Origin of the sequence: Streptomyces sp. NPDC005423, assembly GCF_040606415.1 — a bacterium.
GTDB lineage: Bacteria > Actinomycetota > Actinomycetes > Streptomycetales > Streptomycetaceae > Streptomyces.
The window spans coordinates 112,193-137,663 of sequence record NZ_JBEXET010000022.1; the positions used below are offsets into that span (position 1 = coordinate 112,193).

Sequence of the window (25,471 nt, forward strand, 5' to 3'; positions counted from 1 at the left end):
CCCGGTTTGGCGACGTGCACGCATGTTCCCGCGTCCGCGTATCGACGAGTGCGCGTTGCGCGAGTTGAGGGGCTTCGCGCCCGGTCGGGCCACCGCCGGCATCACCGCCAATCTCGCGGTGGCCGCCTGCCGCAACCACCGCCGCCAGGGCGCGTCCCTCATGGGGACCAGCCGACGGGTGGAGGAGACCCTGATCGGGCATCTCGGGCCCAGCCGCTTCGTCACCGGCATCCTGGCCGACCTGGACCTGGAGACAGGGCGACTGACCTGGGTCAACCGTGGGCATCACCCGCCCATCCTGCTGCGCGGCAATCGCTGGACCACCGAACTGGCCTGCTCCCCGTCCGGCCCCATGGGCGGCGACCTGGGCCTGCGCGTCACCGAGTGTACCGAGCAACTGGAGCCCGGTGACCGCCTGTTGCTCTACACCGATGGCGTGGTCGAGGCCCGCGACGCGCGGGGCAGGGAGTTCGGCCGGGACCGGTTCATCGACTTCATCCGGCGCCACCACTTTGGCCGGCACACGCTGCACGAGACGCTGCGACGACTCATGGCGGCCGTGCTGCGCCACCACGACGGCCAGCTCGACGACGACGCCACCGTGCTGCCCACCGAGTGGCGCGGCGCCCACCAGGACAGGTTGACGCCGTGACAGGCCATCACGTTCGGTGACAGGCCTACTCGCTCGGCGGCCGGTCCCCCGTGCCGGTCGTCCCGTCCGGGTCGTCCGCCCCGTCCGTCGGCAGGCGCACCTCGACGCGGCCGTCGGTGACGCGGGTGTCGAACGCGGGCTGGGGCGCGGTGGCGGGACCGCGTACGTTCCAGCCGTCCGACAGGCGGAAGACGCTGCCGTGCCACGGGCACTCCACGCAGCCGTCGGCGACCTTGCCTTCGGACAGGGGCCCGGCCAGGTGACTGCACCGGTCGGCCAGGACGTGGATCGTCCCGCCGAGTTCGCGGACCACCACGAGCGGTACGTCGTCCACGCTGCGTCGCACGGCCACGCCGGCCGGGAACTCGTCGACCGTTCCGATCGGGTGCCAGCCCTCGGACACGACGTGCGGCACCTCTTCGGTGTGGTTGGCTCCGGCGGCCTGCCGGTACGCCATGTGACCGCCCAGCATGCCGCCGACCCCGACCGCCGTCATCCCGAGGAAGCCGAACGCCCGGCCCGCCTTCGTGCGGCCGGTGACCCGGCAGCCGAGCGAGGCCGTGTACAGGCCGACCGCCAGCGTGTTGGCCGCGGCGTGGACCAGGCCGACGCGCATCTGCTGGGGGTGGAGTTCCGCCCAGTCGGTCGCACCGCTCAGGGCGGCGGGCACGGCCGCGGCCAGGCCGACACCGACCAGCACTCCCGCCTCGCGCGACCGCCCGGGCCACAGGTCGAGCACGGCCGCCGAGAGCCAGGTGCCGAGCGGTACCTGCACCATCAGGGGGTGCACCGGGTGCCCCAGCCATCTGCCGTGCAGTACGTCCTTCGCACGGCCCAGCGGCAGGGACCGTACGCCGGACTGGAGGGTGTCGATCAGTGCGTCGGCGCGCGGTTCGCGTTCCAGCCGGTCCAGCAGCCACAGGACCCGGTTCCGCCGCTCGCGTGGGAGATCTTGTCGTGGGCTCATGGTCACCCGGGTCCCCCGCGGCCGGCCTCGCAAACGGTCCGCCGGCCGTCGGGCCGCGGTTCCGGTGCCGGCTCAGCGCAGGAGGTGGCGCTCCAGCCAGTCGGCTGCTGAGCGGCGGAACAACCGTCGGTTGTCCGCGCGCAGGAAGTCGTGGCCCTCGTCGCGCAGAGTGAGCAGTTCGGCGGGGACACCGCGCTCGCGTGCGGCCCGTACGAAACGTTCGGATTCGGCCGGCCGTACGTTGGTGTCGTGTTCGCCGTGGACGGCCAGGACCGGGACCCGCAGCGCGTCGACGCGGTTCATCGGGGAGAGCGCGCGCAGCAGGTCGCGGTCGCGTTCGGGGTGGCCGTATTTGTGGACCGCCGATTCCGCGATCCAGGGTTCGGTACCGGCGAAGAAGGCCGGCAGGTCGGACATGCCGCAGACGGCGACCCCGGTGCGGAACAGTTCCGGGTGCCAGACCAGGGAGGCGAAGACCAGGTAGCCGCCGTAGGAGCGGCCCATGACGGCCAGCCGGGTCGGGTCGGCGAGGCCGGCCGCCACGGCGTGGCCCGCGCAGTCCGCGACGTCGTCGATGGCGGCGAACCGGCCGGTGCCCAGGTCGGCGTCGACGAAGGACTTCCCGTGTCCCGAGGAGCCGCGGACGTCGGGGGCGAAGACGTCCAGCCCGCGGCCCAGCAGCTCGTGGTAGAGCGGGGCGAGCACGGGGCGTTCCTGCTCTTCGGGGCCGCCGTGCAGGTGGAGTACGCAGGGCGCGGGTTCGACGGCCGCGCGGCCCGGCGCCCGGTAGTACCAGCCGCTCAGGGGCAGGCCGTCGCGGGCCGTGAAGCGGAGGGCCGCGGGGCGCACGGGCGGGCGGCCCGGGGGTACGGCGTCCTCGTCGCGCGAGGACCACGGTGTGCGCAGCAGGGACACGCCCTCGTGGGCCCACCAGATTCCGGGGCGCCGTTGTGAGCCGGAGAGCCCGATCAGCAGGCGCCCCGAACCGGCCGCGGCGACGCGGGTGACGACCTCGTGGGGCAGGGCGACCGGCCTGGCGGGTCCGGCCCGGTCGGGGGCCGGGGGTGCCGGGAAGGTCTCGACGAGTTCGAGTTCGGTGGCGCCCTGGGCGTTCCAGGCCAGGACCGCCGTGCGGCCGTCCTGGGCCATCGACAGCAGTTCGAGGTCCTGGTCGTCGCGTTCCGCCGCGACCGTCAGGGCGCGCTGCCGGCCGTGGGCGTCGAAGGCGACGGCGAGCAGTGCCGCGTACTCGCGGTCGGCGTTGCTGCGCAGCCACAGGGTGCGGCCGTCGGGAGAGAAGCGGCCGATCCACGGATCACCGTCGGCGACCGGCATCGAGAACGTCACGGTGGAGTCGGCCGTGCGCCGCACGACCGCCTCACGGCGTCCTCGCGGACCCCGGCGCAGCAGGGCGAGCCGTCCGTCGGGGCTGAGGTCGCAGACCCGCAGGGTGGCGGCGTGCGTTTCGGCGGCGAGCAGTACGGGCGCCGACGCGCCGTCGGGGTCGACGAGGTAGGCCGAGAGGCCGGCGGCGGGCCGGGCCGAGGGCGCGCGGAGCACGGTGGCGCCGCCCGACGCCCGGACCGGCCCGGGTTCGCCGGGTCGGGCGGCCACGTCGAGTGGGGTCGCGTCGCCGTGGCCGCCGGCCTTGCCGTCCAGCCAGCGCAGGGTGCCCGGACGGCCGGTGGGGGCGCTTTCGTCCGGCTCGGGCACGGCGGGCCGGCCGTCGGTGTCGAGGGCGGGGGAGGCGACGGTGACGGCGAGGACCGAGCCATCGTGCGCCCAGCAGCCCAGGTGGGCGGCGCCGGCCGTACCGCCTCCCGCGAGGAGACGGCGGCCGGTGCCGTCGGGCCGGACGCACAGCACTCGGGCGTGCTCGCCGCCGCCGGGCGCCGTGGTGTAGGCGATCCAGCGGCCGTCGGGTGACCACGACACCTCGGTGACGGGGTCGGGTGCGGAGTCGAGCAGCCGTACTCCCTCCCCGTTCACGGGGCCGGCCCACAGCTGGGGGACGCCACCCCGGTCGCAGATGAAGGCCACCTGGGTGCCGTCGGGGTCGGCGCTGGGATACCAGCAGCCGTACGCGTGCAGCCGGGTCACCGCGTCGCGCGCTCCGGCCGTGTCGGGCAGTGGCACCATGGCCGGGCCGGTGGAGCCGGCGGGGGCGCCGGGGTCCGGGGAGCCGTCGCGCGGCCATCGCGGAGCGTGTGGCGCGCGGCCCGTCGCCTCGGCTCCGGGGCGGGTGGGGAACCGGGCGAGCTCCTCCGCGGCGGCGCCGCCGCGGTCCCCGGTCACTTGATCCCGTGCGTCTGGAGCCATATCTCCAGGAGAGCCACCTGCCACAGGGCGTTGGCTCCGCGCTTGGTGCGGTGGTCGTCGGGTGCGGCGAGGAGTTCGGCGACGTACGACTCCTGGAACAGTCCGCGCCGCTTCGCCTCCGGCGCCGCCAGTGCCTGCTGCACCCGGTCGAGGATCGGGCCCGCCATGTGCTTGATGGCCGGGACCGGGAAGTAGCCCTTGGGCCGGTCCACCACCTCGGCGGGCAGCAGTTTGCGCCCGGCGCTCTTGAGTACGCCCTTGCCTCCGTCGGCGAGTTTGAGTTCCGGCGGGCAGGCCGCGGCCAGCTCCACGAGTTCGTGGTCGAGGAACGGCACCCGGGCCTCCAGCCCCCAGGCCATGGTCATGTTGTCCACGCGCTTCACCGGGTCGTCGACGAGCATCACGTGGGTGTCGAGGCGGAGCGCCGCGTCCAGGGCGGTCTCCGCGCCGGGGGTGGCCATGTGTTCCGTGACGAAGCGGCCCGAGACGTCGTGGCCGGGCAGCATGTGGGGCTGGAGGATCCGGGCGAGGTCGGCGTGCGAGCGGTCGAAGTACGTCGCCGCGTACCGCTCCGGCTCCTCGGCGCGCGGGACGCCGGCCAGGTCGGGGTACCAGTGGTAGCCCGCGAAGACCTCGTCGGCGCCCTGGCCGCTCTGCACCACCTTCACGTCCTTGGAGACCAGCTCCGACAGGAGGTAGAAGGCGGCGACGTCATGGCTGATCATCGGCTCGCTCATCGCCGCGACGGCGCCGTCCAGGGCCATGGACAACCGGTCGGAGGGGACCATCAGCTGCCGGTGGTCGGTGCCGAACTCGCGGGCGATCAGGTCCGAGTAGTGGAACTCGTCGCCCGCCTCGCCGCCCACCGACTCGAAGCCGACGCTGAAGGTCATCAGATCGCGCTGGCCCTCGTCGGCCAGCAGCCCGACGATCAGGCTGGAGTCGAGGCCGCCGGAGAGCAGCACGCCCACCGGAACATCGGCGACCATCCGCCGGCGGACGGCCGTGCGCAGTGCGTCGAGCACCGCGTCCCGCCATTCGTCGGCGCTCATGCCGTCGTCTCCGGGCCGCCGGGTGTACGACGGCTGCCAGTAGCGTTCGTCCCGGTGGGTGCCGTCCGGCTCGATGACGCGGACCGTGGCGGGCGGCAGTTTGCGCACGCCGTTGAGGACGGTGCGTGGGGCGGCGACGGTGGCGTGCCAGCTGAGGTACTGGTGGACGGCGTACGGGTCCAGCGAGGTGTCGACGTCACCGGCGGCGAGCAGCGCGGGCAGCGAGGAGGCGAAGCGGAGCCGGCCGGGTGTCCGCGCCAGGTACAGGGGTTTGATGCCGAGGCGGTCGCGGCCCAGGACCACCCGGCCCGTGCGGTGTTCGACCAGAGCGAAGGCGAACATGCCGTGGAAGTGCCGTACGCAGGCGGTCCCCCACTGCTGGTAGGCCTTCAGTACGACTTCGGTGTCCGACGTCGACTCGAAGCGGTGCCCGAGGCCGCGCAGCTCCTCGCGCAGCTGACGGTAGTTGTAGACGCAGCCGTTGAAGACGCCCGTGATCCCGTGGTGGGGGTCGGTCATCGGCTGTGCGCCGAGCTCCGACAGGTCGATAATCTTCAGCCGTCGATGACCCAGCGCCACCGCGTTCCGCGTCCAGACGCCCTCGCCGTCGGGGCCTCTCGGCGCAAGCCGGTCGCTCATGCGGCCGACGGCCTCCAGGTCGGGGCGCCGGCCGTCGAACCGGATCTCTCCGCTCAGACCGCACATGGCCTCACGCCCCCTTCCGTGTGCGCCCGCGGGTGCGCCGGGCGGCCCTCTCGTGACGAGCACGGGCCGGGAGGTTCTTGCCGTACATGGGGGAACCTTTCTGGAGCCGGGCGGCCGGAGCGACACGGCGGCCGACGGGTCCGCCCGTCGGGCGCGGGGCCGCTCCGGCTCTCGCGCGCGTCGGCGTCAGAGGCCGACGACCTCCGGCGCGCCGGGGCCGAAGGGCGCGTCCGACACGACGGCCTTCGGGGAGGCGAGGTTCACGCGGGCGAAGGACCTGCGCCTGGGGAGGTTGCGTTCGCCTCGGGTCTCCGCGATCAGGGTGTCGACGCAGGACCGCAGGTCCTCTTCCTCGGCCCTTCGGCGCATGCGCCGGGCGGCGCTTCCGTCGGCCAGGATCTCCTCCGCCAGCGAGTTCACCGTCTGCCAGTCGCCGTGGGCTTCCAGCGCGGGGCGAAGGCGGCCGAGCAGCTGCCGGACGACCGCGGCGGCCGGTGCCTCCTGCCGGGTCTCGGGGTCCACCAGGGTGCCTTCGAGACCGGACCGGGCGGCCCGCCAGGAGGCGCCGCGCAGCCAGTCGTGCTTGCCCTGGCAGTCCGGGGCCGTCCCCTTGCGGAGCCGCTCGCGTGCGTCCGTCACCAGGGCTCGGAAGAGTCCGGCGATGAGGACGACGGTCTCGACGCGGGGGCACGCGTCGCAGAGGCGCAGCTCCAGGGTCCGCACGTGCGCGGAGGGGCGGACGTCGTAGTAGATCATTCCGGCGTCGCTGATGACGCCGGACTGGACGAGTTCCTCCAGGAAGGCGTCGTAGTCGGCCCCGCTGGTGAAGCAGCCGGCCGGGCCCGCGGTGGGCCAGCGCTGCCACATCAGGGTGCGCCAGCTGGCGTAGCCGGTGTCGGAGCCCTGCCAGAACGGCGAGCTGGCGGACATCGCCAGGAGGACGGGCAGCCAGGGGGCGACGGCGCACATCACGCGGACCGCGGTGTCGCGGTCGGGGATGTCCACATGCACCTGGGTACCGCAGATGAGCTGCTCGTCGGCGATCTGGCGGTACTCCTCGATCATCTGGTGGTACCGCGCGTCGGCCGTGGGATGTCCGGACGCGCCGGGGGCCAGTGGTGCCGTGCCCGCGGCCAGGACGGCGAGCCCCTGCGAGGAGGCGGCGGCGTCGAGACGCTGCCGGGCCACCGCGAGGTCGGCGTACAGATCGTGCAGGGACATGTGCACGCCGCTGTTCGACTCCACGGTGGACTGATGCAGCTCCGTGGTGAAGTTCCGGCGAGGCAGTCGTCTCAGGATCGAGTTCGCCCGGGGTACGAGCAGTCCGCTCTCCACCTCCAGGACGTGGAACTCTTCCTCCACTCCGATGCGCATGTATGTCACTCCTTGGGGTGTGCCCGAGCGTCTGCCCGTTCAAGGGGTGGGCCTCGCGGACGACCCCTTCGTGCGTCTCAGGTGCCCCTCGGAGCGTGGTTTACGCCCCTGAGGACGTTGGTGATCTTCGCGTGCCCTGGTTCACCGCGGCGACGAGTGCTCGTCCGGGGTGGACGGTCCCGGGCGGACTGACGGGATCGAGCATCGCCGCCCGGGGACCGACGTGGACCACCTTGCCGTCCCGCAGGGTGAAGCCGCGCGGCTGGTTCGTCTCATGGGTTCCCGCAGTACCCGGACGGAGCGGCCGAACCGGATGACCGGCGAACCGTACCCGCACGGCACGACACCGCCGGAAGCTGGTCGGGCCGCTGGAGAACGCCTGCTCGTGATCGAGGAAGCGACGGCCCGCCTGCCATAAGTGCCCGGGAGGGCAGCCGCTACACCTACCTGCCGGGCGTCACAGGAGCGCCGTCTCCGGCTCCCCGGCCAGCCCCAGTCGGTGGAGGTGTTCGAGGGCGTCGAGCAGGCGGGTGCTCCGGTACCAGGTCAACCAGGTTCCCGCCTGGACGGCGATCTCGTCCAGGGCCGCCAGCCCGGCCCGGGTGGCGGCGCGGTTCGGACGCGTGTGGTGGGTGGAGAAGACCGCGTGCCGCAGGCCGTCCGGGCCGAGTACGGGTGTGCTCTGCAGGGAGCGGCTGCCGCCCTCCAGCAGCACGGCGCGGGCCTCTTCCTCGTAGACCGGGTCGGTGGCGACGTCGTCGACCACGACCCGCTGTCCGGAGCGGGCGGCCAGCGCGCAGGCGGTGCCGCCGCCGTCGACGACGCCGAAGTGGTCCCACAGTTCCGCGGGGAAGCCGCGCTGCGACTCCAGCCACAGCGCCCCGCTGACGGGATCGATCAGGTGGACGTCACCCTTGTCGGTCGCCGTCGCCTCGCAGGCGGCGGCGCACAGCGCGTCCAGGAACTCGGCCTGCGAGAGGGCGTCGGCGTCGGCTCCCCGGGTGAAGGTGAGGTGCGGGGCCGCGGTACGGCGGCGGCCGGGGAACCACACCGAACTGCCGTGCCGGGGACGGGGAGTTCGCGTGACGGCGGCGGCCAGCCAGCGCGGCTTGAGGTGGTAGCGCTGGGCGGCGGCGCTCAACAGGGCCATTCCTTCGGCGGGTTCGGCCAGGTCGTAGCGTTCGCAGAGCATTCCCTGGGCCATCGCGATGACCGGCTTGCTCAGCAGCGCGCGGCGGGAGCCCTCCCCCGATCCCCCCGCTGCCGCCGCGACGGCGGAGTGCAGGGCGCCCCGGCCGGGTTCGGGCTCGGCCGGCGCGGTGTCCCGCACGTCGCCGAACGCGGCCCGGACCGAGGGCAGGCACTCCAGCTCGGACGCCCCGCCTCGGACGCGTCGCAGGGCGCGCAGCACGACGGGTGAACAGCCGGCGAGCCGCACGCTCCGTCCCTGGGCGCGGCATAGGTCGGCGAACCGGACCGTCACGGCGGCCCCCGCCGCCGACATCGTGGTGACGTGTGCCATGTCGACGATCAGGTCGGCCCGGCCCGGCGCGGCCAGCGCCGCCTCCAGGATCGCGCAGGCTTCGTCGTTCACGTCGCCGGTGAGCTCCACGACCACCAGCCGTCCGGTGGCCAGGCCCGGCGCGGCGGCCTCCAGGGCGATTGCCGCCTTCACTCGCATCCTCGCTCCCACCCTCGACGGTACGCCGGCTCCCGGCGGTCGAGACGCAAGTGCCCCGCGCGGGACGTTTTTCACCCCTGTCCACGGATGTATACGGCGGGGACGTCGCGGCGGTGGCGGGGTGCGGACCGCCGGGCCCGGGTCGGCGCCGCCAGGACCGGCGGGCGGGGGCCACAACAACGGTGCTGCGCAAGGCAGTTACCCGCTGACGGCCCGGACCGACGGCCAGGTAGAGGCGAGAGCGCGCACCGCGAGGTCACCGCCGTACACCTGGCGGAGGGCAACACGGCCGAAGCGCTACGGCACTTCGAGTCCTACCGCGGCAGGCTGCGCAACGAACTGGGCCGCTCCCCCTCCACCGGATACCGCCGCATGCTCGCGCCCTACCTGGGCCGGCCGCTGGACGCGGACGCGCCCTGACTCATCCGTCGGCGAGGCGCGCGGCGCACCGCCCGACGCCCACCGAGAGGACGGCACGGCCATGGCGCAGGACTTCGCGACACCCGACGACGACGCGCTCGATGTGCACTTCATCGGCGACGCCACGCTGCTGCTCCGCTACGGCGGGCTCACCCTGCTCACCGATCCCAACTTCCTGCACCGCGGCCAGTACGCCTACCTCGGCTACGGACTCCTCACCCGCCGGCTGACCGAACCTTCGATGATGACGCAGTCCGAGTTCTGCAGGTCCTGGAGGAAGGTGGTGGCGCCGCCGCGGCCGAAGGACGTGCCGAGGCCGGCGACGGTGGAACTGTGGCAGACCCGCGCCTGGTTCTCCACCTGGACGATGCCGAGCCCGGTGAACAGCTTCTTGATGAGGTAGTTCTCCTCGTTGTCCAGCGTCGCGCCGCCCAGGCTGGCGATGCCGAGCGTGCGGTTCACCCGGGCGCCGTCCTGCTCCCACTGCCAGGTCTCCCGCCGGGTCCGCACCACCCGGTCGGCGACCATGTCCATCGCCGTCTCCAGGTCCAGCGGCTCCCAGTCGGTGCCGTGCGGGCGCCGGTAGAGCACCTCGTAGCGCCGTGCCTCGCCCGTGGTCAGCTGGAGCGACGCGGAGCCCTTGGGGCAGAGCCGGCCGCGGCTGACCGGTGAGTGGGGGTCGCCCTCGATCTGCACGATCTTGTCGTCCTTGACGTACACGTCCTGCGCGCAGCCGACGGCACAGTAGGGACAGACCGACTTGACCACCTTGTCCGCGGTCTCGGTACGGGCCCGCAGGCTCCGGCTGTGCCGGGACCGGGCGGCGGCGCCACGCCCCAGCGGGTCGTCACCCGTGAGCTGCCGGAAGACCGGCCACTCCTCGATCCATGTGCGCACGCCCATGGCCCGTACCTTTGAGCCGCGCGGTGGTCCGGCCGGACCGGTTCGCCGCCCCGGGTGTCCCGCGGAAGGGGTTCGACAACCCGGCTCTCCCGAGCAGTCGTCCTGCGGCCCACTTCAACAGCGGGAGGCGAGGACGTGCTCGGCGGGTGTCGTACGGCCTGACCCGTCCGGTGGGGAGAATCACCCGCTCGGCCCTGGGCCGCCCGCGCCGGGCCGCCCGCCCGGGGTTCGGGGCTCAGCGCCCGCCGCGCCCCTCGAAGTCCCGTCGTACGGCCGCGCCCTCGTCCTCGACCAGACTCGCCGCGTCGCCGGGCACGTCCAGGACGGCCGCGCAGCGCTCGCAGAGCTTGTTGTCTCCGGCCGGGGTGCCGCACGCCTTGCAGAACCGGCTCGTCCTCAGTTCCTCGGTCTTCTCCGTCATGACCTCTCCGAAAGGGGTGAACAGTGCTGTCCGCCGGGTGCCCCGAGCGGGGGCCGGCAGTCATCGGTGCCGCGACGGTGGTCCGTCGGCCGGCCGCGCCGGGGCGTCGGGCGCGTGGAAGCAGGCGCTCACCGACTTGCCGTGCGGGCAGGCTCGCGACTCCCAGGTGTCGGCCATCGCGTCCACGAGGACCATGCCGCGCCCGCCGAGCCGCTCCGGGTCGGCCTCGCGGGGAGTGGGCAGGTCACCGGACTTGTCGTGCACGGAGACATGCAGGCAGTGGTCGTCACAGGTGATCACCAGCTGGGCGCTGCTGTGGGCGTGCCGGTAGGCGTTGGTCACCAGCTCGGAGACGGTGAGCAGGACGGCGTCCACGGTCTGCGGAGCGGTGGTGGTCCACCCGAGCGTCTTCAGATGTTCCCGCGTCCAGTCACGGGCTGCCTTCACTTCGCAGTCCAACGGCAGGGTGCGGGCCCAGCCCACTGCCCGGAGCGACGAGCCTTCCACGGCGGTCCTTTCTCGTTCTGCGGCGTGCGGCGCCCGGCCCCGTCCGGCATCGGTCGGGGGAACGCCTCGACGGCGCCCGGTGGGGCCGGGCCGCGCACGCGTGCGGTGCGTGGGGTCAGCGGCGACCGCGGAGCTTGCCCAGCAGGAGCCGGGCCTGTTCGCGGCGGCGCGGGTCGGCGGCGGCTCGGCGTACCTGTTCGGCGGCGCGCCGTCCCTGGGGGCTCCTGGCGAACTGCTTGATGCGCTCCGTCATGCCCGGCATGACGCTCCTCTCCTCGAAGTACCGTGCTCGTTCCTGTGTCGGCTACCCCCGACGGATCGGCTCAGCCCTCTCGGACGCACAGCGGACGAACAGGGCCAGGAGGAAGGTCCTCCGCGACGGCGCGCCGTCAACTCCCCGGCGCCGAGCGCGAGATGATCGCCCGCCGATCCGGCCCTCCGGCCCGCTCCCAACCGGCAGGCAGGGGCGGCCAGTTGAGGGCGGTCGGAGAGGGGCGGCGACCGGAAGCGCTGACCGGCCGCGCCCTCAGAAGGCGTACCGGACGCGCAGCCACGGCGCGTTGGCCGCCAGCAGCTGCCGGATGCGGGTCAGTGCGTCCCGCTTGATCTGCTGGGTGTAGCGGACGTTGAGCGCGCCGTTCTGGGAACGCTTCGTCTCCTGCGCGGCCGGCTGCCACAGGACGTCTTCGGCCCGGGGGTGCCAGCCCAGGTTGACCTCGTGGAGCGACTGGTTGTGGGTGAGCATGATGATCTCGGCCGCCGCCTGTTCCTTCACGCGGGCGGGCAGTACGTCGTCGAGATGGGTGAACAGGTCGGCCCAGTCCCGCTCCCAGCCGGGGCGCAGGACCACGGGCGAGAGGTTGAAGTGGACCTCGTACCCGGCGTCGAGGAAGTCGGCCGCGGCGGCGATCCGCTCGGGGATCGGACTGGTGCGGATGTCCAGCAGCCGGGCGTCGTCGGCGGGCATGAGGGAGAAGCGCACCCGGGTACGCCCCTGGGGGTCGAGCGCGAGCAGGTCGGGGTTGACGAACTTGGTCGCGAAGGAGGCCTTGGCCGTCGGCAGGGTGCGGAACGCGGCGATGAAATCCGCCGTGTTGTCGCAGACCAGGGCGTCGACGGAGCAGTCGCCGTTCTCGCCGATGTCGTAGACCCACGACTGGGGGTCGCACTGGTTGGGCTCGGTCTTGAGGCCCTGGGCGCGGACGTGGCGCCGGACGTGGGCCACGATCGCCTCGATGTTGGTGAACAGGGTGATGGGGTTGGCGTAGCCCTTGCGGCGCGGGACGTAGCAGTAGGCGCAGGCCATCGCGCAGCCGTTGGAGGCGCCCGGGGCGATCCAGTCGGCCGACCTGCCGTTGGGGCGGGTCGCGAGCGAGTGCTTGACGCCGAGGACCAGCGTCTCGGTCTTGACGCGGACCCACCGGCCGACGTTGCCGTCGTTGCCGTGGAGGGAGGGAATGCCCCAGTGGCCGGGGACCTCGGTCACGCGCACACCGGGCAGCCGGGCCATGATCTGCCGGCCGCGCGGCGAGTCGAGAGCCGCCGGCTCCGCGTAGACCTCCCGCACGTCGAGCAGCCGGCGTGCCGCCGGACTGTCGCGGAAGGTGCTCGTCGCGCTCGGTGCCGGCGCGGTCTCCGACCAGTCGAAAAGCGCTTGCTGCCCAGGCTCACCCGAGTCGGACTCCGATGGCTGCCGCACGTCCCTCTCCTCACTTTCCATGTCCCCAATGTGGTCAAGGCCGGCAAACGCGGCATTGTTCCTCGGAGCGCGGACGTGCCGGTGAATGGTCCAGTCGGCTTTGTGTGCACTTCATCGGGGTGAACGGCGCCCGGCCAGGGCACTCGTGATCGTGGCCGACCGCCGGGCGGGCCGTTCCCCCAGGCGGGGCTTGCGATAAGGAGTGAGGAGCATGGACCGGAAGCGTGAGGCCGGCGGACGCCGGATGCTCACCGATCTGCTGGCCGCCAGCCATCTCATGCCCATCGACCGGCTCCCGCGGGCCGTGGTGGAGCACGCGCGGGCCGCCGGGTTGACCCAGGTCCTGATCTACCTCGGTGACCTGCAACGACGGGTGCTGCGCCTCCTCACCGGCGAGGGTGTGTCCGGGGCGGGACACGAGACGGAGCTGCAGATCGACGGCACCACTGCGGGGCGCACCTACCAGTACGGCCGCGTCCTGGCCGGCGGGCCGCCGGAGAGCGAGGGCTCCTCGTGGTGGGTGCCGCTCCTGGACGGCACCGAGCGCCTCGGGGTGCTGTACGTGGAAGCCGAGCGGGACGACGCCCGCACTCGGGAGGACCTGGACGGGCTCGCGGCCCTGCTCGCGCTCATCATCGTCAGCAAGCGGGCCTCCAGCGACACCCTGGCGAAGCTGAGCCGCACCGAGCCGCTGAACCTCGCCGCCGAGATGCAGTGGAACCTGATGCCTCCCAGCGCCTACGCCGACGGGCGGGTGGTGATCTGCGCGTCGATGGAACCGGCCTACCGGATCAGCGGCGACGCCTACGAGTACGCGACCGACGGCCCCCTGGTGCACCTGTCCGTCTTCGACGCGATGGGCCACGACACCGCGGCCGGCCTGTGCGCCGCGCTCGCGCTGGGTGCCTGCCGCAACGCCCGCCGGGCCGGGGCGGATCTCGTCGCCAAGAGCGAGGCGGTGGAGGCGGCGCTGATCGAGCAGTACGACCACCACCGCTACGCCACCGGCGTCCTGGCGACCCTGGACACCCGTACGGGCATGCTGAGTTGGGTCAACCGCGGCCACCACCGGCCCCTCGTCATCCGCGGCAACCGCTGGACCTCGCACCTGGACTGCCCGCCCGCGCACCCCATGGGCACCGGGCTGGGGCTCGAATGCACGCCCTGTCAGGAGCAGTTGGAGCCCGGCGACCGCATCGTGCTGTACACCGACGGCATCATCGAAGCGCGCGGCCCGGGCGGCGACGAGTTCGGCCTCGCGCGCTTCACCGACTTCATCATCCGCCACCACGCCGACGGCCTGCCCGTCCCCGAAACCCTGCGCCGCCTGGTCCACGCCGTCCTCGCTTACCACGACGGCGAGCTCCAGGACGACGCCACCGTCCTGCTGTGCGAGTGGATCGGCCCCGACACGGACGCGACGGAACACGTCGCCGCCCTGTCCGGCCTGCCGGAGAGCAACACGGTCCCGACGCACACCAGCCAGCCCACAAGGAGCCGTTCATGAGTGCCGACACCCCGCAGCTGCGTCTGGCCGAGGACCCCGAGGCCCGGCTCGCCGTGGCCACCGTGTCCGGGGACCTGGATGTGGGCAGCGCGCCGGCCGTGTACCAACTGGCGCTGGAGGCGATCTCCCGCTGGCCCCGCGTGATCATCGATCTCTCGGGCGTCACGTTCTGCGACTCGTCCGGCTTCAACGCCCTGCTGCGGCTACGACGCCGGGCCCAGGAAGCCGGCAACCGACTGTCGCTGGCCGCCCCGCCCACCCAGGTGACACGCCTGCTCACCCTCACCGGAGCGGGCGCCCTCTTCCCGGTCTACGACAGTCTCGCGGACGCCCGGGCGGAGCGGCACAGCGAGGACGACGCCTGACACCTGACAGTTGCCACCTGACGCCTGACACCGACTAGGCCCGCCGACGCGCTTGCGCAGCGCGGTGCGGCGGGCCTCGTCGTCACCCCTGGCGACCCTGTCTCCTGTGTCGCCCGTGTCGCCCGTGTCAGTCCTGGCGGAACGCCGACCGGCCGTCGCGCCACGCCTCCAGGAGGTGGGCCGACAGCCGGTCCTCCAAGTAGGTGGTGACGTCGGCCCCGAAGGCGATGTCCGACTCCAGGTGCGGCTCGTCGGCGAGCAGTCCGCCGATCACCTCACGGCGTACGACCTGCTCGTGGACGGCGTCCGCCTCCACGTGCTCCGCGTAGAAGCGCTCGGCCGCGGGGCCGGCGCCGGTACGCCGCATCGCGGCGGCGAGCCGGCGGGAGCCTGGCGACGAGGTGACCTCGACACAGGCGAAGTGCCCGACCAGTGCGCCGCGCCGCGCCCGGTGCAGCCCGAACAGGGTCATCATGTTCACGACGGCGAGGGCAGGTGCGGGGGCCACGTCCAGGTAGTGGCCGTAGCGGGTGTCGAGCCCGAGGTCCGTCATCAGGTCGGCGAAGAGCTGGGCGTGGATGTTCTCGGCCCGGCCGGCACCGAACTCGTCGTACTCGATGGCCACCATCCCGGCCTTGGCGCGCCCGGACAGCCGGGGGATCACCCAGGCGTGGGGGTCGGCCTCCTTGAGGTGGTAGAGCGAGCGCAGGGCGGCGTACTCCCGGATCTGCCACAGCTCCCCGCTGTGCTCCAGGTAGTGGGCCACGCTGTCGCTGTGGTCGGTGGACTCCACCAGCAGTTCGCCGATGGCGTCGTCGACCGAGCGGCCGGCGGGCACGTCGGCGCGCAGAGCGTCCAGGAAGCGGTCTTCGAGCGCCCGGCGCAGCGGCATCAGGGCGGGGTCCCACTCACGGTCCTCCGCGACGTCGGCGAACCCGCGGTAGTGCAGTTCGTAGAGCGCGTACAGGGCCAGGTGCAGGTCCTCCCCGTACGGGTCGGCGGTGGCGGCCCCGGCGAGGTCCGGAGGCGCCTGCTGTGGAGACGAGAGGGTGGCGAACAGACCGGCCGAGAGCGGTCCTCTGGCGGCGGGCAGGGAGGAGGAGCCGGCAGGGGTGTGGTCAGTGGTCGTCGCCGTCATGGGTGTCCTTCTGGTCGTTGCCGTGCGCTGCGTCGCGGCCTTCGCGGCGGCGGCCTTCGGCGGGTTTCGTGCGACGGCGGTGGCTGGTGTCGCACCACGGTTGGCTGCGGCTGCGGCGGCAGGTGCAGATCGCCACGAGGAAGCGGTCGGAGGTGGCGATGGTGCCGTCCTCCTGGACGATCTCCACCGGTCCTTCGACGAGGATCGGGCCCTCGCGGTCGACGGTCACGCGCCTGGCCCGGTCAGATTCGTTCGGCACGGATGACCACCAGTTCCTCTTTGTCGTCGTCGGGGCCGATCAGGCCCTGGGCGCGCAGCCACGGCAGCCGCTTGGTCATCACGGGGCCGAAGGGGACGAGGGCCCGGTCGGCGACCGCGCAGCGCATGCCGGTGGCGGTCAGCCGGCTCAGCGTCTCGTCGGCGCCACAGAGCCCCGAGTGCACCATGAGCAGCACCCCGTGCGGCCGGAGCAGGTCCCGGGCGTGGGCGCAGATCCGGTCGAGGGCGAGCCGCCCGCTGTGTCCGGCGTCCCAGGCGACCGCGGGTGTGTGCGGGCCGGGGCTGTGTCCGTGCGGGGCGGGCACGTACGGCGGGTTGCTCACCAGCATGTCGAAGCGCTGCCCCGACACCGGTCCGGTGAGGTCGCCGTGGAGCGCCCGGACCCGGTGTCCGGCGCGGGCGGCGTTCAGCCGGGCGGTCATCACCGCCCGCCGGGAGATGTCGGTCGCCCATACGCGGGCGCCCCTGCGGGCGGCCAGCAGGGCGAGCGCGCCGCTGCCCGTGCAGACGTCGAGGACGTCCATGCCGGGCGAGATCCCTTCGGCGTCGAGCGCCTGGGCGAGGAGGTAGGTGTCTGCCTGGGGGGCGTAGACCCCGGGAAGCGTCCACAGGCGCCCGAGATCGGCGGCCCGTGCGGGGGCGGTCGTCATCCGAGGCCTCCATGAGGGTAGGAACTGGTACGGATCGTGCTCGGTCCCGCCTCGCGCGTGCCCACCGCGTTCGGATGGGGGGAGCCCACGGACCGGCGCGACTCGAAGGCCGTACTGGCCTCCTGCCCTGTGACAGCTGTCGCATGCTGTGGTGCGCGGGGCCGTGTTCGCCGAGGTCCGGCCCTCCGGTGCGCGGGCCGCCGCGCACTCCCCCGCACGGCGGCCCGCGCACCGGAGGCGGGACGCCCCGATCAGCTGTCTGGGAACGGGCCGGCCACGGTAGGCATGCTGTGTGCAGACCTTTCTCCCCTATCCCGGTTTCACGCGCTCCGCCGCCGTCCTGGACCCGGCGCGTCTCGGCAAACAGCGGGTCGAGGCCCTCCAGGTGCTGCGCGGCCTGACCGTCCCCGGATACGGCTGGCGGCACCATCCCGCGGTACGCATGTGGACCGGCTACGAGGAGGCGCTGGTCCGCTACGGCCTCGACATGTGCGCGGTGTGGGTGGCGGAGGGCCGCGCCGACACCTGCGCCACCACGATGACGACCGACTTCGCGCGGCACCGCCCCGGCGCGGCCGTACGTTCCCAGGAGGAGCTGGCCGACGCCGGGGAACTGCCGCCCTGGCTGGGCGACCCGGCCTTCCACCGCAGCCACCGGTCGGCGCTGGTGCGCAAGGCGCCGGAGCTGTACCGCCCGCTCTTCCCGGACGTGCCCGACGACCTGCCCTACGTCTGGCCGGGGTCCGACCGGGCGGTGTGAGGGGCAGGTGCCGGCGCTCAGGGGCGCGCAGTCGTGTGGGCGCACGGTGACACGTCGTCGGTTCAGGGGCGCAGCAGGGTCTTGATCATGCCGTCCTTCTTCGCCTGGAAGGTGGCGTAAGCCTGCGGTCCCTCGGCCAGTGGCAGGTGGTGGGTGGCGAAACCGTCGACGCCGAGCGGGTCCCCGTCGGTGAGGAGGGGCAGGATCTCCGGCACCCAGCGCCACACGTTCGCCTGACCCATGCGGAACTGGAGCTGCTTGTCGAACATGCGCAGCAGCGGCATCGGGTCGACGGCCCCGCCGTACACCCCGGAGATCGAGACGGTGCCGCCGCGCCGTACGAGGTCGATGGCCGCGTAGAGGGCGCCGAGCCGGTCCAGGCCGGCCTTCTCCATGAAGGGCTGGGCGAGCGCGTCGGGGAGCAGTGCGGTCGCCCACTGGGCGGCCTTGGTCACCGGGTTGCCGTGCGCCTCCATGCCGACGGCGTCGATCACCGCGTCGGTGCCCCGGCCGCCGGTCAGTTCGCGCACCGTGTCCCCGAGGTCCTTCTCGTGCCGGCGCAGGTCCAGGCAGGTGACGCCGTGGGCGGCGGCGCGGTCGAGGCGTTCGTTGACGAGGTCCACGCCGATGACCAGTCCGGCGCCGCGGTGCTGGGCGATGCGGGTGGCCATGTCGCCGATGGGGCCGAGCCCGAGGACGGTGAGCGAGCCGCCGGGCGGCACGGCCGCGTACTCGACGGCCTGCCAGGCGGTCGGCAGTACGTCCGAGAGGTAGACGAACCGGTCGTCGGCCGGCCCGTCGGGCACCTTGATCGGCAGCGTGTTGCCGAACGGCACCCGCAGGTACTCGGCCTGTCCGCCCGGGACCTGTCCGTACAGCTTGGTGTAGCCGAAGAGGGAGGCGCCGGTGCCGTGCGCGTGGACCTGTGTGGTCTCGCACTGCGACTGAAGGCCCTGGGAGCACATGAAGCAGGTGCCGCAGGAGACGTTGAACGGGATGACGACCCGGTCGCCGGGGGCGAGGTCGCGGACCTCGGGGCCCACCTCCTGGACGACGCCCATGGCTTCGTGCCCCAGGATGTCGCCCGGGTCGAGGAACGGCCCCAGAACCTCGTACAGGTGCAGGTCGGAGCCGCAGATGCCGGTGGAGGTGACGCGTACGATCACGTCGTCGGGCTGTTCGATGGCCGGGTCGGGGACCGTCTCCACCCGGACGTCCCGCCGGCCCTGCCAGGTCAGTGCACGCATGCTGTCCGCCTTCTCGCTTCTGCGTCGGCCAGTGACCTTCACGGCCGCGTGGGTCCCGGTGGCACCCACGGCCGGCCGCTCACGTGGTCTCCGGCCGGCCGGGGTGCCGTGGCGCGCGCTACGGGAGCGGTGTGCCACCGGTGGCGTTGACGATCTCCGCGGTGATGTAGCTCGCTTCGGGGGAAGCGAGGAAGACATAGGCGGGCGCCATTTCCGCGGGCTGGGCCGGACGCCCCAGGGGTGACTGTTTGCCGAACTCCGAGGTGTCCGGGAGGGTCGCGGGGATCAGGGGTGTCCAGACCGGTCCCGGGGCCACGGCGTTGACCCGCACGCCGTCGGCGGCGACCATCTGGGCCAGCCCCTGGGTGAAGGTCACGATGGCGCCCTTGGTCATGGCGTAGTCGAGCAGGTGGGGACTGGGCTTGTACGCCTGGACCGAGGTGGTGTTGATGATGGAACCGCCGCGCGGGATGTGCGGCAGGGCCATCTTCGACAGCCAGAACATGCCGTACAGGTTGGTCCGCAGCACCCGGTCGAACTGCTCGGTGGTGATGGCGCCGATGCCGTCGGGCTGCGCCATCTGATAGGCGGCGTTGTTGACGAGGACGTCGATGCGGCCCCACTCCGCGACCGCGCGCTCGATCAGGCGCCGGCACTGCTCCTCGTCGCGGATGTCACAGGGGACGGCCACCGCCGTACGGCCGGCCTCCTCGACGAGGCGGGTGGTCTCCGCGGCGTCCTTCCCCTCCTCGGGGAGGTAGGTGAACAGCACGTCGGCGCCTTCCCGGGCGAAGGCCAGCGCGACCGCGCGGCCGATGCCCGAGTCGCCGCCGGTGATGACCGCCTTGTGGTCGTGGAGCCGTCCCGAACCGCGGTAGGAATCCTCGCCGTGGTCCGGCGGCGGGTCCATGGGGCCGGTCCAGCCGGGGTGCCGCTGGTCCTGCTGCGGGAAGTCCGGTTCGGGCTGCCGGGGCTGTGAAGGGGGTGTCTCGGACAACGGATCGTCCTTCCTGCTGAACGGGCTGCTGACGCGGACCGGGCACCCCGGGAGCGTCCTCGCGCCGTGCGGCGGGGACCGTTCCGCTCCGAGAGGGTCGTTCTGTCCGCGTAGGGCGGAGTGCCCCCTAATCGTTGATCCAATCGGCTCCGTGGTGATTACTCTCCGATACCGGGAGAGGGTGTCCGTCCACCGCCGCCTCGCCGCCCGCGCCCAGTGGTCCGGTCGGCGCGACGCCCCCCTCCCCGTCCAGCTGCCGCATCAGCCGCCGGGAGCGGAGCACGACGAGCGGCGGCAGCCAGGGACGCGCCACATGGCACCTCCACGCGGGCGAAAGAGGGGGGAGAGAGCGCCGTCCGGCCCAGGATGCCCCGGATCGCGGCACGCGGCGCCCCGGCCGTCGCCGGCCCGCCGCCGTCCGCGCGCGGGTGTGTGTACCCCGGCCTAGCGTGGGAACGCGCAGCGGAGGACGCGACACTTCCAAGGGCGGAGGAACGCATGGCCGTACGGCACCGTTTGATCAGGAAGCCTCCCGAGGACGTCTGGGCCGTCCTGGCCACCGGCGAACGGTACGGGGACTGGGTCGTGGGTACCTCGCGGGTCGATCCCGCCGAGGGGCAGTGGCCCGAGCTGGGGGCGACGGTCCGCTACGAGATCAAGGTCGGGCCGCTCACCCTGCACAACCAGACCGTCGTGCGCCGCAGCGAACCCCGCACCCTCCTCGAACTCGAGGCAAACAGTGGGCCGTTGGGCACCGCGAGGATCGCGATCGAGCTGCGCCCCTGGGGCGAGGACACCCTGGTCGTCCTCGACGAACATCCGTTGCGCGGTGCGGGCGGAGCCTTGCACAACGGCCTGCTGGACGTGGCGTTGCAGCTGCGGCACCGCGCCATGCTCGGCCGTCTCGCCCGGCTGTGCGAGGAGGAGGACTCCCCCGGCCCCGCTCAGGGACGACCACGGCCGCGCCCGCGCCCGGTCTGAGCCGGGCAGCGCGTCTCGGAGACGGTCGCGCCACCGGGCGCGACACCACCCATGGAGCCGGGAGCTGGGCATGGCGGACGCTGTAGTGATCGGGGCGGGCCCCAACGGGCTGGTCGCGGCGAACCTGCTGGCCGACGCGGGCTGGAGTGTGGAGGTCCTGGAGGCCCAGGACGAGCCGGGCGGAGCGGTCCGGCACGACCACGGGGTCGACCCCGAGTTCTCCAGCGATCTCTTCAGCGCCTTCTATCCCCTGGCCGCCGCCTCCCCGGTCCTGGCCGGTCTGCGCCTGGAGAAGGAGGGGCTCGACTGGACCCACGCCCCGAAGGTGCTCGCCCACCCGCTGCGGGACGGGCGCTGCGCGGTGCTCAGCCGTGACGTGGAGGAGACCGTCGCCAGCGTGGAGGCGTTCGCGCCGGGTGACGGGGCGGCGTGGAAGGAGCTGCACGAGGTCTGGGAGACACTGCGGCCCGGCGTCGTCGACGCGCTGTTCACGCCCTTCCCCCCGGTCCGCGCGGGGGCCCGGCTGGCGCTGCGGCTGCGGGCCGCGGGCGGGCTGCGGCTGGCCAGGACGATGGTGCTGCCGGTACGGCGGCTGGGCGAGGAGGAGTTCCGCGGCAAGGGCGGCCGGCTCCTGCTGGCCGGCAACGCCCTGCACGCGGACCTCGCACCGGAGGCGGCGGGCAGCGGCGGCTTCGGATGGCTGATGTCCATGCTCGCCCAGACCTACGGCTTCCCAGTCCCCGTCGGCGGCGCGGGTGCGCTCACCGCCGCTCTCGTCCGCCGGCTGACACGGCGCGGCGGGACCGTCCGGTGCGGGGAACGGGTCACCGAGGTCGTCGTCCGCGGCGGCCGGGCCGTCGGCGTCCGCACCGCGAGCGGCGGGGCGGTCCGGGCCCGCCGGGCGGTCCTGGCCGATGTGTCCGCGCCCGCGCTCTACGGCTCCCTGGTGGCCGAGGAGCACCTCCCCGCGCGGACGCTCGCGGATCTGCGGCGCTTCCAGTGGGACTTCGCGACGTTCAAGGTCGACTGGGCGCTGAACAGCCCCGTGCCGTGGAGCTGCCCGGAGGCCGCGCGGGCGGGGACCGTCCACCTCGCGGAGGGCGTGGACGGCCTCACCCGGTTCGCCGCGCAGATCGCCATGGGCCGCGTCCCCGACGAACCCTTCGTCCTCTTCGGCCAGATGACCACCGCCGACCCCAGCCGCTCGCCCCGGGGCACCGAGTCCGCCTGGGCGTACACCCACGTACCGCATCGGGTTCGGGGCGACGCCGGCGAGGACGGACTGACCGGCTCGTGGGACGCCCGCGAGCAGGAGGCGATGGCGGACCGGGTCGAGGCACAGGTCGAGCGCTACGCCCCCGGCTTCCGCGGCCTGGTCAGGGCCCGGCGCGTCCTCGCCCCGCCCACGCTGGAGAGCATGGACGCCAACCTGCACGGCGGCGCCATCAACAGCGGCACCACGGCGCTGCACCAGCAGCTGTTCTTCCGCCCGACCCCCGGCACCGGCCGTCCCGAGACCCCCGTCCCCGGCCTCTTCCTGGCCTCCGCCTCCGCCCACCCGGGAGGTGGCGTGCACGGCGCCCCGGGGGCGAACGCCGCGCGGGCGGCTCTGCGCCGGCAGCGCACCGCCGCCCTGTCCCGTCTCCAGAGGACGCTGACCCAACGCGACCGCAAGGGGGAGCGCTGACCGTCGGCCGTCATGGCGCATGTCACGTAAGGGCCCGGCCGGATCGTGGAATGCCCGGCCGTCGGCGGCCGCTGGACGGACTGTAGGCTTGCTCTTTTTCCGAAAAGCGCGCCCGAATTCGGCGTGCGTCCGTCCTCCTTCCCTCGCGCCCGTCCTCCTTCCCTCCCGGGCCGTCCCCGGACCGCTGTCGTGAAAGGTTCTCCCGCACCATGCCGTTGGCTCTGTTGGCCCTTGCTGTCGTCGCGTTCGGTATCGGTACGACGGAGTTCGCCACGATGGGGCTGCTGCCCCAGATCGCCGACGGGGTCGGCGTCTCCGTACCGCACGCGGGCAACCTCGTCTCGGCCTACGCCCTCGGTGTCGTCGTCGGCGCCCCCGTCCTGACGGGCATCGGAGCCCGCGTACCGCACAAGCGGCTGCTGCTGCTCCTGTCGGGACTGTTCGTGGTCGGCAACCTCGCGTCCGCCGTCGCGCCGACCTACGGCCTGCTCTTCGCCGCGCGCTTCCTGGCGGGGCTGCCGCACGGCGCGCTGTTCGGCGTGGGCGCTGTCGTCGCGTCCCGGCTGGTGGCCCCGGAACGGGCGGCGCGGGCGGTGTCGAAGATGTTCCTCGGGCTGACCGTCGCCAACATCGTCGGCGTTCCGGCCAGCACGGCGCTGGGGCAGCACCTGGGCTGGCGGGCGGCGTACGGCGCGGTCTCCGTCATCGGACTCGTGGCGCTCGCCTCGCTCGCCGTCCTCGTACCGCACCAGCCGCGCGGCCGACAGTCCGGCATCCGGCACGAGCTGCGGGCGATGGGCAACCGGCAGGTCGCGATCGGTCTGGCCACGGCCGTCGTGGGATTCGGCGGATTCTTCGCCGTCTACAGCTACCTGGTGCCCATGCTCACGCAGGTGACCGGCATCTCCGACTCCTCGACCACGCTCGTCCTCGCGCTCTACGGCGTCGGCATGACGCTCGGCACGCTGGTCGCGGGCCCGCTCACCGACCGTGCCCTGCGGCCGACCATGTACGGAGGGCTCGCGCTGCTCGGCGCGGCGCTGGTGACGTTCTACTTCACCGTCCACAGCACCGTGCCCGCGCTGCTGACGATCACCTTCATCGGGGCGATGGGCTCCTTCATCACCACCCCCGTGCAGATGCTGCTGATGGCCAAGGCGAAGGACGCCCCGACCATGGCCGCGGCCTCCAACCACTCCGCCTTCAACCTCGCCAACGCGGGCGGCGCCTGGCTCGGCGGCCTCGCCATCTCGGCGGGCTGGGGCTGGACCTCGCCCGACCTGGTCGGCGCGGGGCTCGCCGTGGCCGGTCTCGGGCTCGCCGTCACGGGCGGTCTGCTGGACCGCGGCGGCCGTCGCTCCGAGGTGGTCGCCTCGTCCGGCGCGGGGGCGGGGCAGCCGGCGGAAGCCCCGTGCCCGGAGTGAGGGACGACCGGAGGGCGACGGCGGCGCGCGCGGTCTCTGTGCGTGGACGGTCCCCTGGCCCGTGCCCGCCTTCGGTCTACAGTGGCCCCTCCGCCGGCGGAGGCGCCGGCCCGCACAGGGAATGGTGTTGATCCGTGGTCACCGTCGCGTATCAGGGCGAGTTCGGTTCCAATTCGGCCGCCGCCACCCAGCACCTCTTCCCCGGCAGCACGGAACTGCCCTGCACGAGTTTCGAGCAGGCGCTGGACGCGGTGACGCTCGGCAGCGCCGACCTGGCGGTGATCCCGGTGGACAACTCCGCCGCGGGCCGGGTGGCGGACGTGCACCATCTGCTCCCGGAGTCGGGCCTGTTCGTCATCGGTGAGTACTTCCTGGCCATCCACTTCGACCTGATGGGCGTCGAAGGGGCATCGCTCTCCGACGTGGAGTGCGTACGCAGCCATGTGCACGCGCTGGGCCAGTGCCGGAAGGTGCTGCGGGAGGGCGGCTGGCGCACGCTCGTGGCGGACGACACCGCGGGGGCCGCCCGGGAGGTGGCGGAGCTGGGCGACGCCCGGCACGCGGCCCTCGCCCCGCCCTCGGCGGCCGGGCACTACGGCCTCACGGTGCTGCGGGCGGGTGTGGAGGACGATCCGGACAACACCACGCGGTTCGTGGTCCTCTCCCGCGAGGCGGTCTTCGCGCCGGTCACGGACGAGCCGACGATGACGAGCCTCTTCTTCGCCGTACGGAACATCCCCAGCGCCCTCTACAAGGCGCTCGGCGGCTTCGCCAGCAGCGGGGTGAACCTGACGAAGATCGAGAGCTACCAGATGGGCGCGGGCGTCAACCCCAGCTGCTTCTACGTCGAGGTCGAGGGCCACCCCGACCAGCCCCATGTCGCCCTCGCTCTCCAGGAGTTGGGCTTCTTCTCCACCGAGGTCCGGGTGCTGGGCGTCTATCCGGCGCACCCTCACCGTTCGCGCGAACGCGTCGGCTGAGCACGCCCCCGTCTCCCCTTCCCTCACGCGTTTCCGACTCTCCGGCGCCGGAGAGTCGGAAATACTGTCGAGTCGACGAGCACGACCGACGGTGACGACATGCGAGGAGAGACGTGGAAGAGCAGACGTTACGGGACGAGGCCAGTGCCGAAGTGCGGGCCCGCGTCCAGGACAGCTTCGACCGCCAGGGGCTCATGCGCCATCTGGGCGCCCGCATCACCCACATCGGCCCCGGCCGGGTCCACATCACGCTGCCCAGGCGGGCCGAGGTCACCCAGCAGCACGGCTACATCCACGCCGGCGCCACCAGCGCCATCGCCGACAGCGCGGGCGGCTACGCGGCCTTCACGCTCTTCCCCGAGGACTCCTCGGTGCTCACCGTGGAGTACAAGGTCAACCTGCTGGCGCCCGCCGGGGGCGACCACATCGAGGCGGTGGGAACCGTCCTGAAGTCCGGCCGGACGCTGACGGTCTGCCAGTTGCAGGTCTTCGCCGTGGAGGGCGGAGACAAGACGCTCGTCGCCACCGGACAGCAGACCCTCATCTGCCTGGCGTCGCGGCCCGACCGGTAGCGGGACGGGCGCCGGCCGGTCCCGGGCGGGAGCGGGCGGAACCGGTCAGGCACCCGCCGCCGGTTCGCGCCGCCCGCGGGACGGCCGACGGGACAGTTGGCGAAACGCCGAGTTGGGGCTGACCGGACGGCTGAACATCACGCTACGGGTCAGTGGGCTCTAGCCCGCCGCGCCGGTCGTCCGG

Annotated in this window: 25 protein-coding genes and 2 pseudogenes; 11 read left to right on the top strand and 16 right to left on the bottom strand. The window is 73.1% G+C overall.

Annotation, left to right across the window (positions count from 1 at the left end; genetic code table 11):
* Positions 1-22 precede the first annotated feature (22 nt).
* Entirely contained in the window at positions 23-652 is a 630-nt protein-coding gene (locus ABZT12_RS23120) for a PP2C family protein-serine/threonine phosphatase (protein WP_356387684.1), read from the top strand.
* A 25-nt stretch (positions 653-677) separates the two neighbouring features.
* Here the strand turns inward: ABZT12_RS23120 and ABZT12_RS23125 are convergent, their stop codons facing one another.
* The 5 genes from ABZT12_RS23125 to ABZT12_RS23145 form a co-directional block, all read right to left on the bottom strand.
* Entirely contained in the window at positions 678-1,619 is a 942-nt protein-coding gene (locus ABZT12_RS23125) for a Rieske 2Fe-2S domain-containing protein (protein ID WP_356387687.1), read from the bottom strand.
* A 72-nt stretch (positions 1,620-1,691) separates the two neighbouring features.
* Entirely contained in the window at positions 1,692-3,938 is a 2,247-nt protein-coding gene (locus tag ABZT12_RS23130; protein WP_356387690.1) for a prolyl oligopeptidase family serine peptidase, read from the bottom strand.
* Positions 3,911-5,695: an N-acetylglutaminylglutamine amidotransferase gene (locus ABZT12_RS23135; RefSeq protein ID WP_356387693.1), complete on the bottom strand. Its 1,785-nt coding sequence runs from the start codon at positions 5,693-5,695 to the stop codon at positions 3,911-3,913. The genes ABZT12_RS23130 and ABZT12_RS23135 overlap by 28 nt, the downstream gene beginning before the upstream one ends.
* 186 nt (positions 5,696-5,881) lie before the next feature.
* Positions 5,882-7,069 (bottom strand): glutamate--cysteine ligase, encoded by a 1,188-nt coding sequence (locus ABZT12_RS23140; protein ID WP_356387696.1) that lies wholly within the window; start codon positions 7,067-7,069, stop codon positions 5,882-5,884.
* Positions 7,070-7,526: 457 nt separating this feature from the next.
* Positions 7,527-8,744, bottom strand: a complete 1,218-nt coding sequence (locus ABZT12_RS23145; RefSeq protein WP_356387699.1) for an STAS domain-containing protein — start codon at positions 8,742-8,744, stop codon at positions 7,527-7,529.
* Between the two features lie 93 nt (positions 8,745-8,837).
* Between ABZT12_RS23145 and ABZT12_RS23150 the strand changes: the two genes are divergently transcribed.
* The gene (locus tag ABZT12_RS23150) at positions 8,838-9,170 is read left to right on the top strand and encodes a BTAD domain-containing putative transcriptional regulator (protein ID WP_356387702.1); all 333 of its coding nucleotides are present in this window, start codon (positions 8,838-8,840) and stop codon (positions 9,168-9,170) included.
* Between the two features lies 1 nt (position 9,171).
* On the opposite strand, the gene ABZT12_RS23155 is transcribed toward ABZT12_RS23150, so the two are convergent.
* Positions 9,172-9,351 (bottom strand): hypothetical protein, encoded by a 180-nt coding sequence (locus ABZT12_RS23155; RefSeq protein WP_356387764.1) that lies wholly within the window; start codon positions 9,349-9,351, stop codon positions 9,172-9,174.
* On the opposite strand from ABZT12_RS23155, the pseudogene ABZT12_RS23160 reads away from it, so the two are divergent.
* A pseudogene (locus ABZT12_RS23160) lies at positions 9,301-9,414 on the top strand (MBL fold metallo-hydrolase); the annotation flags it as partial. The gene ABZT12_RS23155 and the pseudogene ABZT12_RS23160 overlap by 51 nt on opposite strands.
* On the opposite strand, the pseudogene ABZT12_RS23165 reads toward ABZT12_RS23160, so the two are convergent.
* From ABZT12_RS23165 to ABZT12_RS23185, 5 genes and pseudogenes are all read right to left on the bottom strand, one after another.
* Positions 9,402-10,073 (bottom strand): annotated as a pseudogene (locus tag ABZT12_RS23165) (formate dehydrogenase); the annotation flags it as partial. The pseudogenes ABZT12_RS23160 and ABZT12_RS23165 overlap by 13 nt on opposite strands.
* Positions 10,074-10,308: 235 nt before the next feature.
* On the bottom strand, positions 10,309-10,494 hold the full coding sequence (locus ABZT12_RS23170) for a hypothetical protein (protein WP_356387705.1): 186 nt from the start codon (positions 10,492-10,494) through the stop codon (positions 10,309-10,311).
* A gap of 60 nt (positions 10,495-10,554) precedes the next feature.
* A complete protein-coding gene (locus tag ABZT12_RS23175) occupies positions 10,555-11,001 on the bottom strand; it encodes an ATP-binding protein (protein ID WP_356387708.1) in 447 nt (148 codons plus the stop codon).
* Positions 11,002-11,116: 115 nt separating this feature from the next.
* On the bottom strand, positions 11,117-11,263 hold the full coding sequence (locus ABZT12_RS23180) for a hypothetical protein (protein WP_356387711.1): 147 nt from the start codon (positions 11,261-11,263) through the stop codon (positions 11,117-11,119).
* A gap of 264 nt (positions 11,264-11,527) precedes the next feature.
* Positions 11,528-12,700: a spore photoproduct lyase family protein gene (locus ABZT12_RS23185; protein WP_356387714.1), complete on the bottom strand. Its 1,173-nt coding sequence runs from the start codon at positions 12,698-12,700 to the stop codon at positions 11,528-11,530.
* Between the two features lie 211 nt (positions 12,701-12,911).
* Here ABZT12_RS23185 and ABZT12_RS23190 point away from each other — a divergent pair, with 211 nt between their 5' ends.
* On the top strand, positions 12,912-14,207 hold the full coding sequence (locus tag ABZT12_RS23190) for a PP2C family protein-serine/threonine phosphatase (protein ID WP_356387717.1): 1,296 nt from the start codon (positions 12,912-12,914) through the stop codon (positions 14,205-14,207).
* Positions 14,204-14,572 (top strand): STAS domain-containing protein, encoded by a 369-nt coding sequence (locus ABZT12_RS23195; RefSeq protein ID WP_356387720.1) that lies wholly within the window; start codon positions 14,204-14,206, stop codon positions 14,570-14,572. The genes ABZT12_RS23190 and ABZT12_RS23195 overlap by 4 nt, the downstream gene beginning before the upstream one ends.
* Before the next feature lie 127 nt (positions 14,573-14,699).
* Here the strand turns inward: ABZT12_RS23195 and ABZT12_RS23200 are convergent, their stop codons facing one another.
* Genes ABZT12_RS23200 through ABZT12_RS23210 form a run of 3 tightly spaced genes read right to left on the bottom strand, consistent with a single transcriptional unit; the run spans position 14,700 to position 16,639 of the window.
* Positions 14,700-15,710 carry an iron-containing redox enzyme family protein gene (locus ABZT12_RS23200; RefSeq protein WP_356387722.1) on the bottom strand — a complete coding sequence of 337 codons (1,011 nt, stop codon included), beginning with the start codon at positions 15,708-15,710 and terminating at the stop codon, positions 14,700-14,702.
* Positions 15,691-15,969, bottom strand: coding sequence for a CDGSH iron-sulfur domain-containing protein (locus ABZT12_RS23205; protein WP_356387724.1), 279 nt, complete (start codon positions 15,967-15,969; stop codon positions 15,691-15,693). The genes ABZT12_RS23200 and ABZT12_RS23205 overlap by 20 nt, the downstream gene beginning before the upstream one ends.
* A complete protein-coding gene (locus ABZT12_RS23210) occupies positions 15,953-16,639 on the bottom strand; it encodes a HemK2/MTQ2 family protein methyltransferase (RefSeq protein WP_356387727.1) in 687 nt (228 codons plus the stop codon). The genes ABZT12_RS23205 and ABZT12_RS23210 overlap by 17 nt, the downstream gene beginning before the upstream one ends.
* Positions 16,640-16,931: 292 nt before the next feature.
* On the opposite strand from ABZT12_RS23210, the gene ABZT12_RS23215 reads away from it, so the two are divergent.
* Positions 16,932-17,399, top strand: a complete 468-nt coding sequence (locus ABZT12_RS23215; protein WP_356387730.1) for an MSMEG_6728 family protein — start codon at positions 16,932-16,934, stop codon at positions 17,397-17,399.
* Between the two features lie 62 nt (positions 17,400-17,461).
* On the opposite strand, the gene ABZT12_RS23220 is transcribed toward ABZT12_RS23215, so the two are convergent.
* Together ABZT12_RS23220 and ABZT12_RS23225 are read right to left on the bottom strand one after the other, a co-directional pair.
* Positions 17,462-18,646: a zinc-dependent alcohol dehydrogenase gene (locus ABZT12_RS23220; RefSeq protein WP_356387732.1), complete on the bottom strand. Its 1,185-nt coding sequence runs from the start codon at positions 18,644-18,646 to the stop codon at positions 17,462-17,464.
* 118 nt (positions 18,647-18,764) lie between these two features.
* Positions 18,765-19,643 (bottom strand): SDR family oxidoreductase, encoded by an 879-nt coding sequence (locus tag ABZT12_RS23225; RefSeq protein WP_356387735.1) that lies wholly within the window; start codon positions 19,641-19,643, stop codon positions 18,765-18,767.
* A gap of 498 nt (positions 19,644-20,141) precedes the next feature.
* Here ABZT12_RS23225 and ABZT12_RS23230 point away from each other — a divergent pair, with 498 nt between their 5' ends.
* The 5 genes from ABZT12_RS23230 (at position 20,142) to ABZT12_RS23250 (ending at position 25,287) form a co-directional block, all read left to right on the top strand.
* Positions 20,142-20,624: an SRPBCC family protein gene (locus tag ABZT12_RS23230; RefSeq protein ID WP_356387738.1), complete on the top strand. Its 483-nt coding sequence runs from the start codon at positions 20,142-20,144 to the stop codon at positions 20,622-20,624.
* Between the two features lie 70 nt (positions 20,625-20,694).
* The gene (locus tag ABZT12_RS23235) at positions 20,695-22,311 is read left to right on the top strand and encodes an NAD(P)/FAD-dependent oxidoreductase (RefSeq protein ID WP_356387741.1); all 1,617 of its coding nucleotides are present in this window, start codon (positions 20,695-20,697) and stop codon (positions 22,309-22,311) included.
* A gap of 209 nt (positions 22,312-22,520) precedes the next feature.
* Positions 22,521-23,735 (top strand): MFS transporter, encoded by a 1,215-nt coding sequence (locus ABZT12_RS23240; protein ID WP_356387744.1) that lies wholly within the window; start codon positions 22,521-22,523, stop codon positions 23,733-23,735.
* Positions 23,736-23,869: 134 nt separating this feature from the next.
* The gene (locus ABZT12_RS23245) at positions 23,870-24,715 is read left to right on the top strand and encodes a prephenate dehydratase (RefSeq protein WP_356387747.1); all 846 of its coding nucleotides are present in this window, start codon (positions 23,870-23,872) and stop codon (positions 24,713-24,715) included.
* Positions 24,716-24,828: 113 nt separating this feature from the next.
* A complete protein-coding gene (locus ABZT12_RS23250; protein WP_356387750.1) occupies positions 24,829-25,287 on the top strand; it encodes a PaaI family thioesterase in 459 nt (152 codons plus the stop codon).
* Positions 25,288-25,471: the final 184 nt, after the last annotated feature.

What these genes read in the sequence shown, in the direction of transcription:
- ABZT12_RS23120 (WP_356387684.1), top strand. Translation starts at nt 23, where the DNA reads ATGTTCCCGCGTCCGCGTATCGACGAGTGCGCGTTGCGCGAGTTGAGG.
- ABZT12_RS23125 (WP_356387687.1), bottom strand. Translation starts at nt 1,619, where the DNA reads ATGAGCCCACGACAAGATCTCCCACGCGAGCGGCGGAACCGGGTCCTG.
- ABZT12_RS23130 (WP_356387690.1), bottom strand. Translation starts at nt 3,938, where the DNA reads ATGGCTCCAGACGCACGGGATCAAGTGACCGGGGACCGCGGCGGCGCC.
- ABZT12_RS23135 (WP_356387693.1), bottom strand. Translation starts at nt 5,695, where the DNA reads ATGTGCGGTCTGAGCGGAGAGATCCGGTTCGACGGCCGGCGCCCCGAC.
- ABZT12_RS23140 (WP_356387696.1), bottom strand. Translation starts at nt 7,069, where the DNA reads ATGCGCATCGGAGTGGAGGAAGAGTTCCACGTCCTGGAGGTGGAGAGC.
- ABZT12_RS23150 (WP_356387702.1), top strand. Translation starts at nt 8,838, where the DNA reads ATGTATACGGCGGGGACGTCGCGGCGGTGGCGGGGTGCGGACCGCCGG.
- ABZT12_RS23170 (WP_356387705.1), bottom strand. Translation starts at nt 10,494, where the DNA reads ATGACGGAGAAGACCGAGGAACTGAGGACGAGCCGGTTCTGCAAGGCG.
- ABZT12_RS23180 (WP_356387711.1), bottom strand. Translation starts at nt 11,263, where the DNA reads ATGCCGGGCATGACGGAGCGCATCAAGCAGTTCGCCAGGAGCCCCCAG.
- ABZT12_RS23190 (WP_356387717.1), top strand. Translation starts at nt 12,912, where the DNA reads ATGGACCGGAAGCGTGAGGCCGGCGGACGCCGGATGCTCACCGATCTG.
- ABZT12_RS23195 (WP_356387720.1), top strand. Translation starts at nt 14,204, where the DNA reads ATGAGTGCCGACACCCCGCAGCTGCGTCTGGCCGAGGACCCCGAGGCC.
- ABZT12_RS23200 (WP_356387722.1), bottom strand. Translation starts at nt 15,710, where the DNA reads ATGACGGCGACGACCACTGACCACACCCCTGCCGGCTCCTCCTCCCTG.
- ABZT12_RS23210 (WP_356387727.1), bottom strand. Translation starts at nt 16,639, where the DNA reads ATGACGACCGCCCCCGCACGGGCCGCCGATCTCGGGCGCCTGTGGACG.
- ABZT12_RS23220 (WP_356387732.1), bottom strand. Translation starts at nt 18,646, where the DNA reads ATGCGTGCACTGACCTGGCAGGGCCGGCGGGACGTCCGGGTGGAGACG.
- ABZT12_RS23230 (WP_356387738.1), top strand. Translation starts at nt 20,142, where the DNA reads ATGGCCGTACGGCACCGTTTGATCAGGAAGCCTCCCGAGGACGTCTGG.
- ABZT12_RS23235 (WP_356387741.1), top strand. Translation starts at nt 20,695, where the DNA reads ATGGCGGACGCTGTAGTGATCGGGGCGGGCCCCAACGGGCTGGTCGCG.
- ABZT12_RS23240 (WP_356387744.1), top strand. Translation starts at nt 22,521, where the DNA reads ATGCCGTTGGCTCTGTTGGCCCTTGCTGTCGTCGCGTTCGGTATCGGT.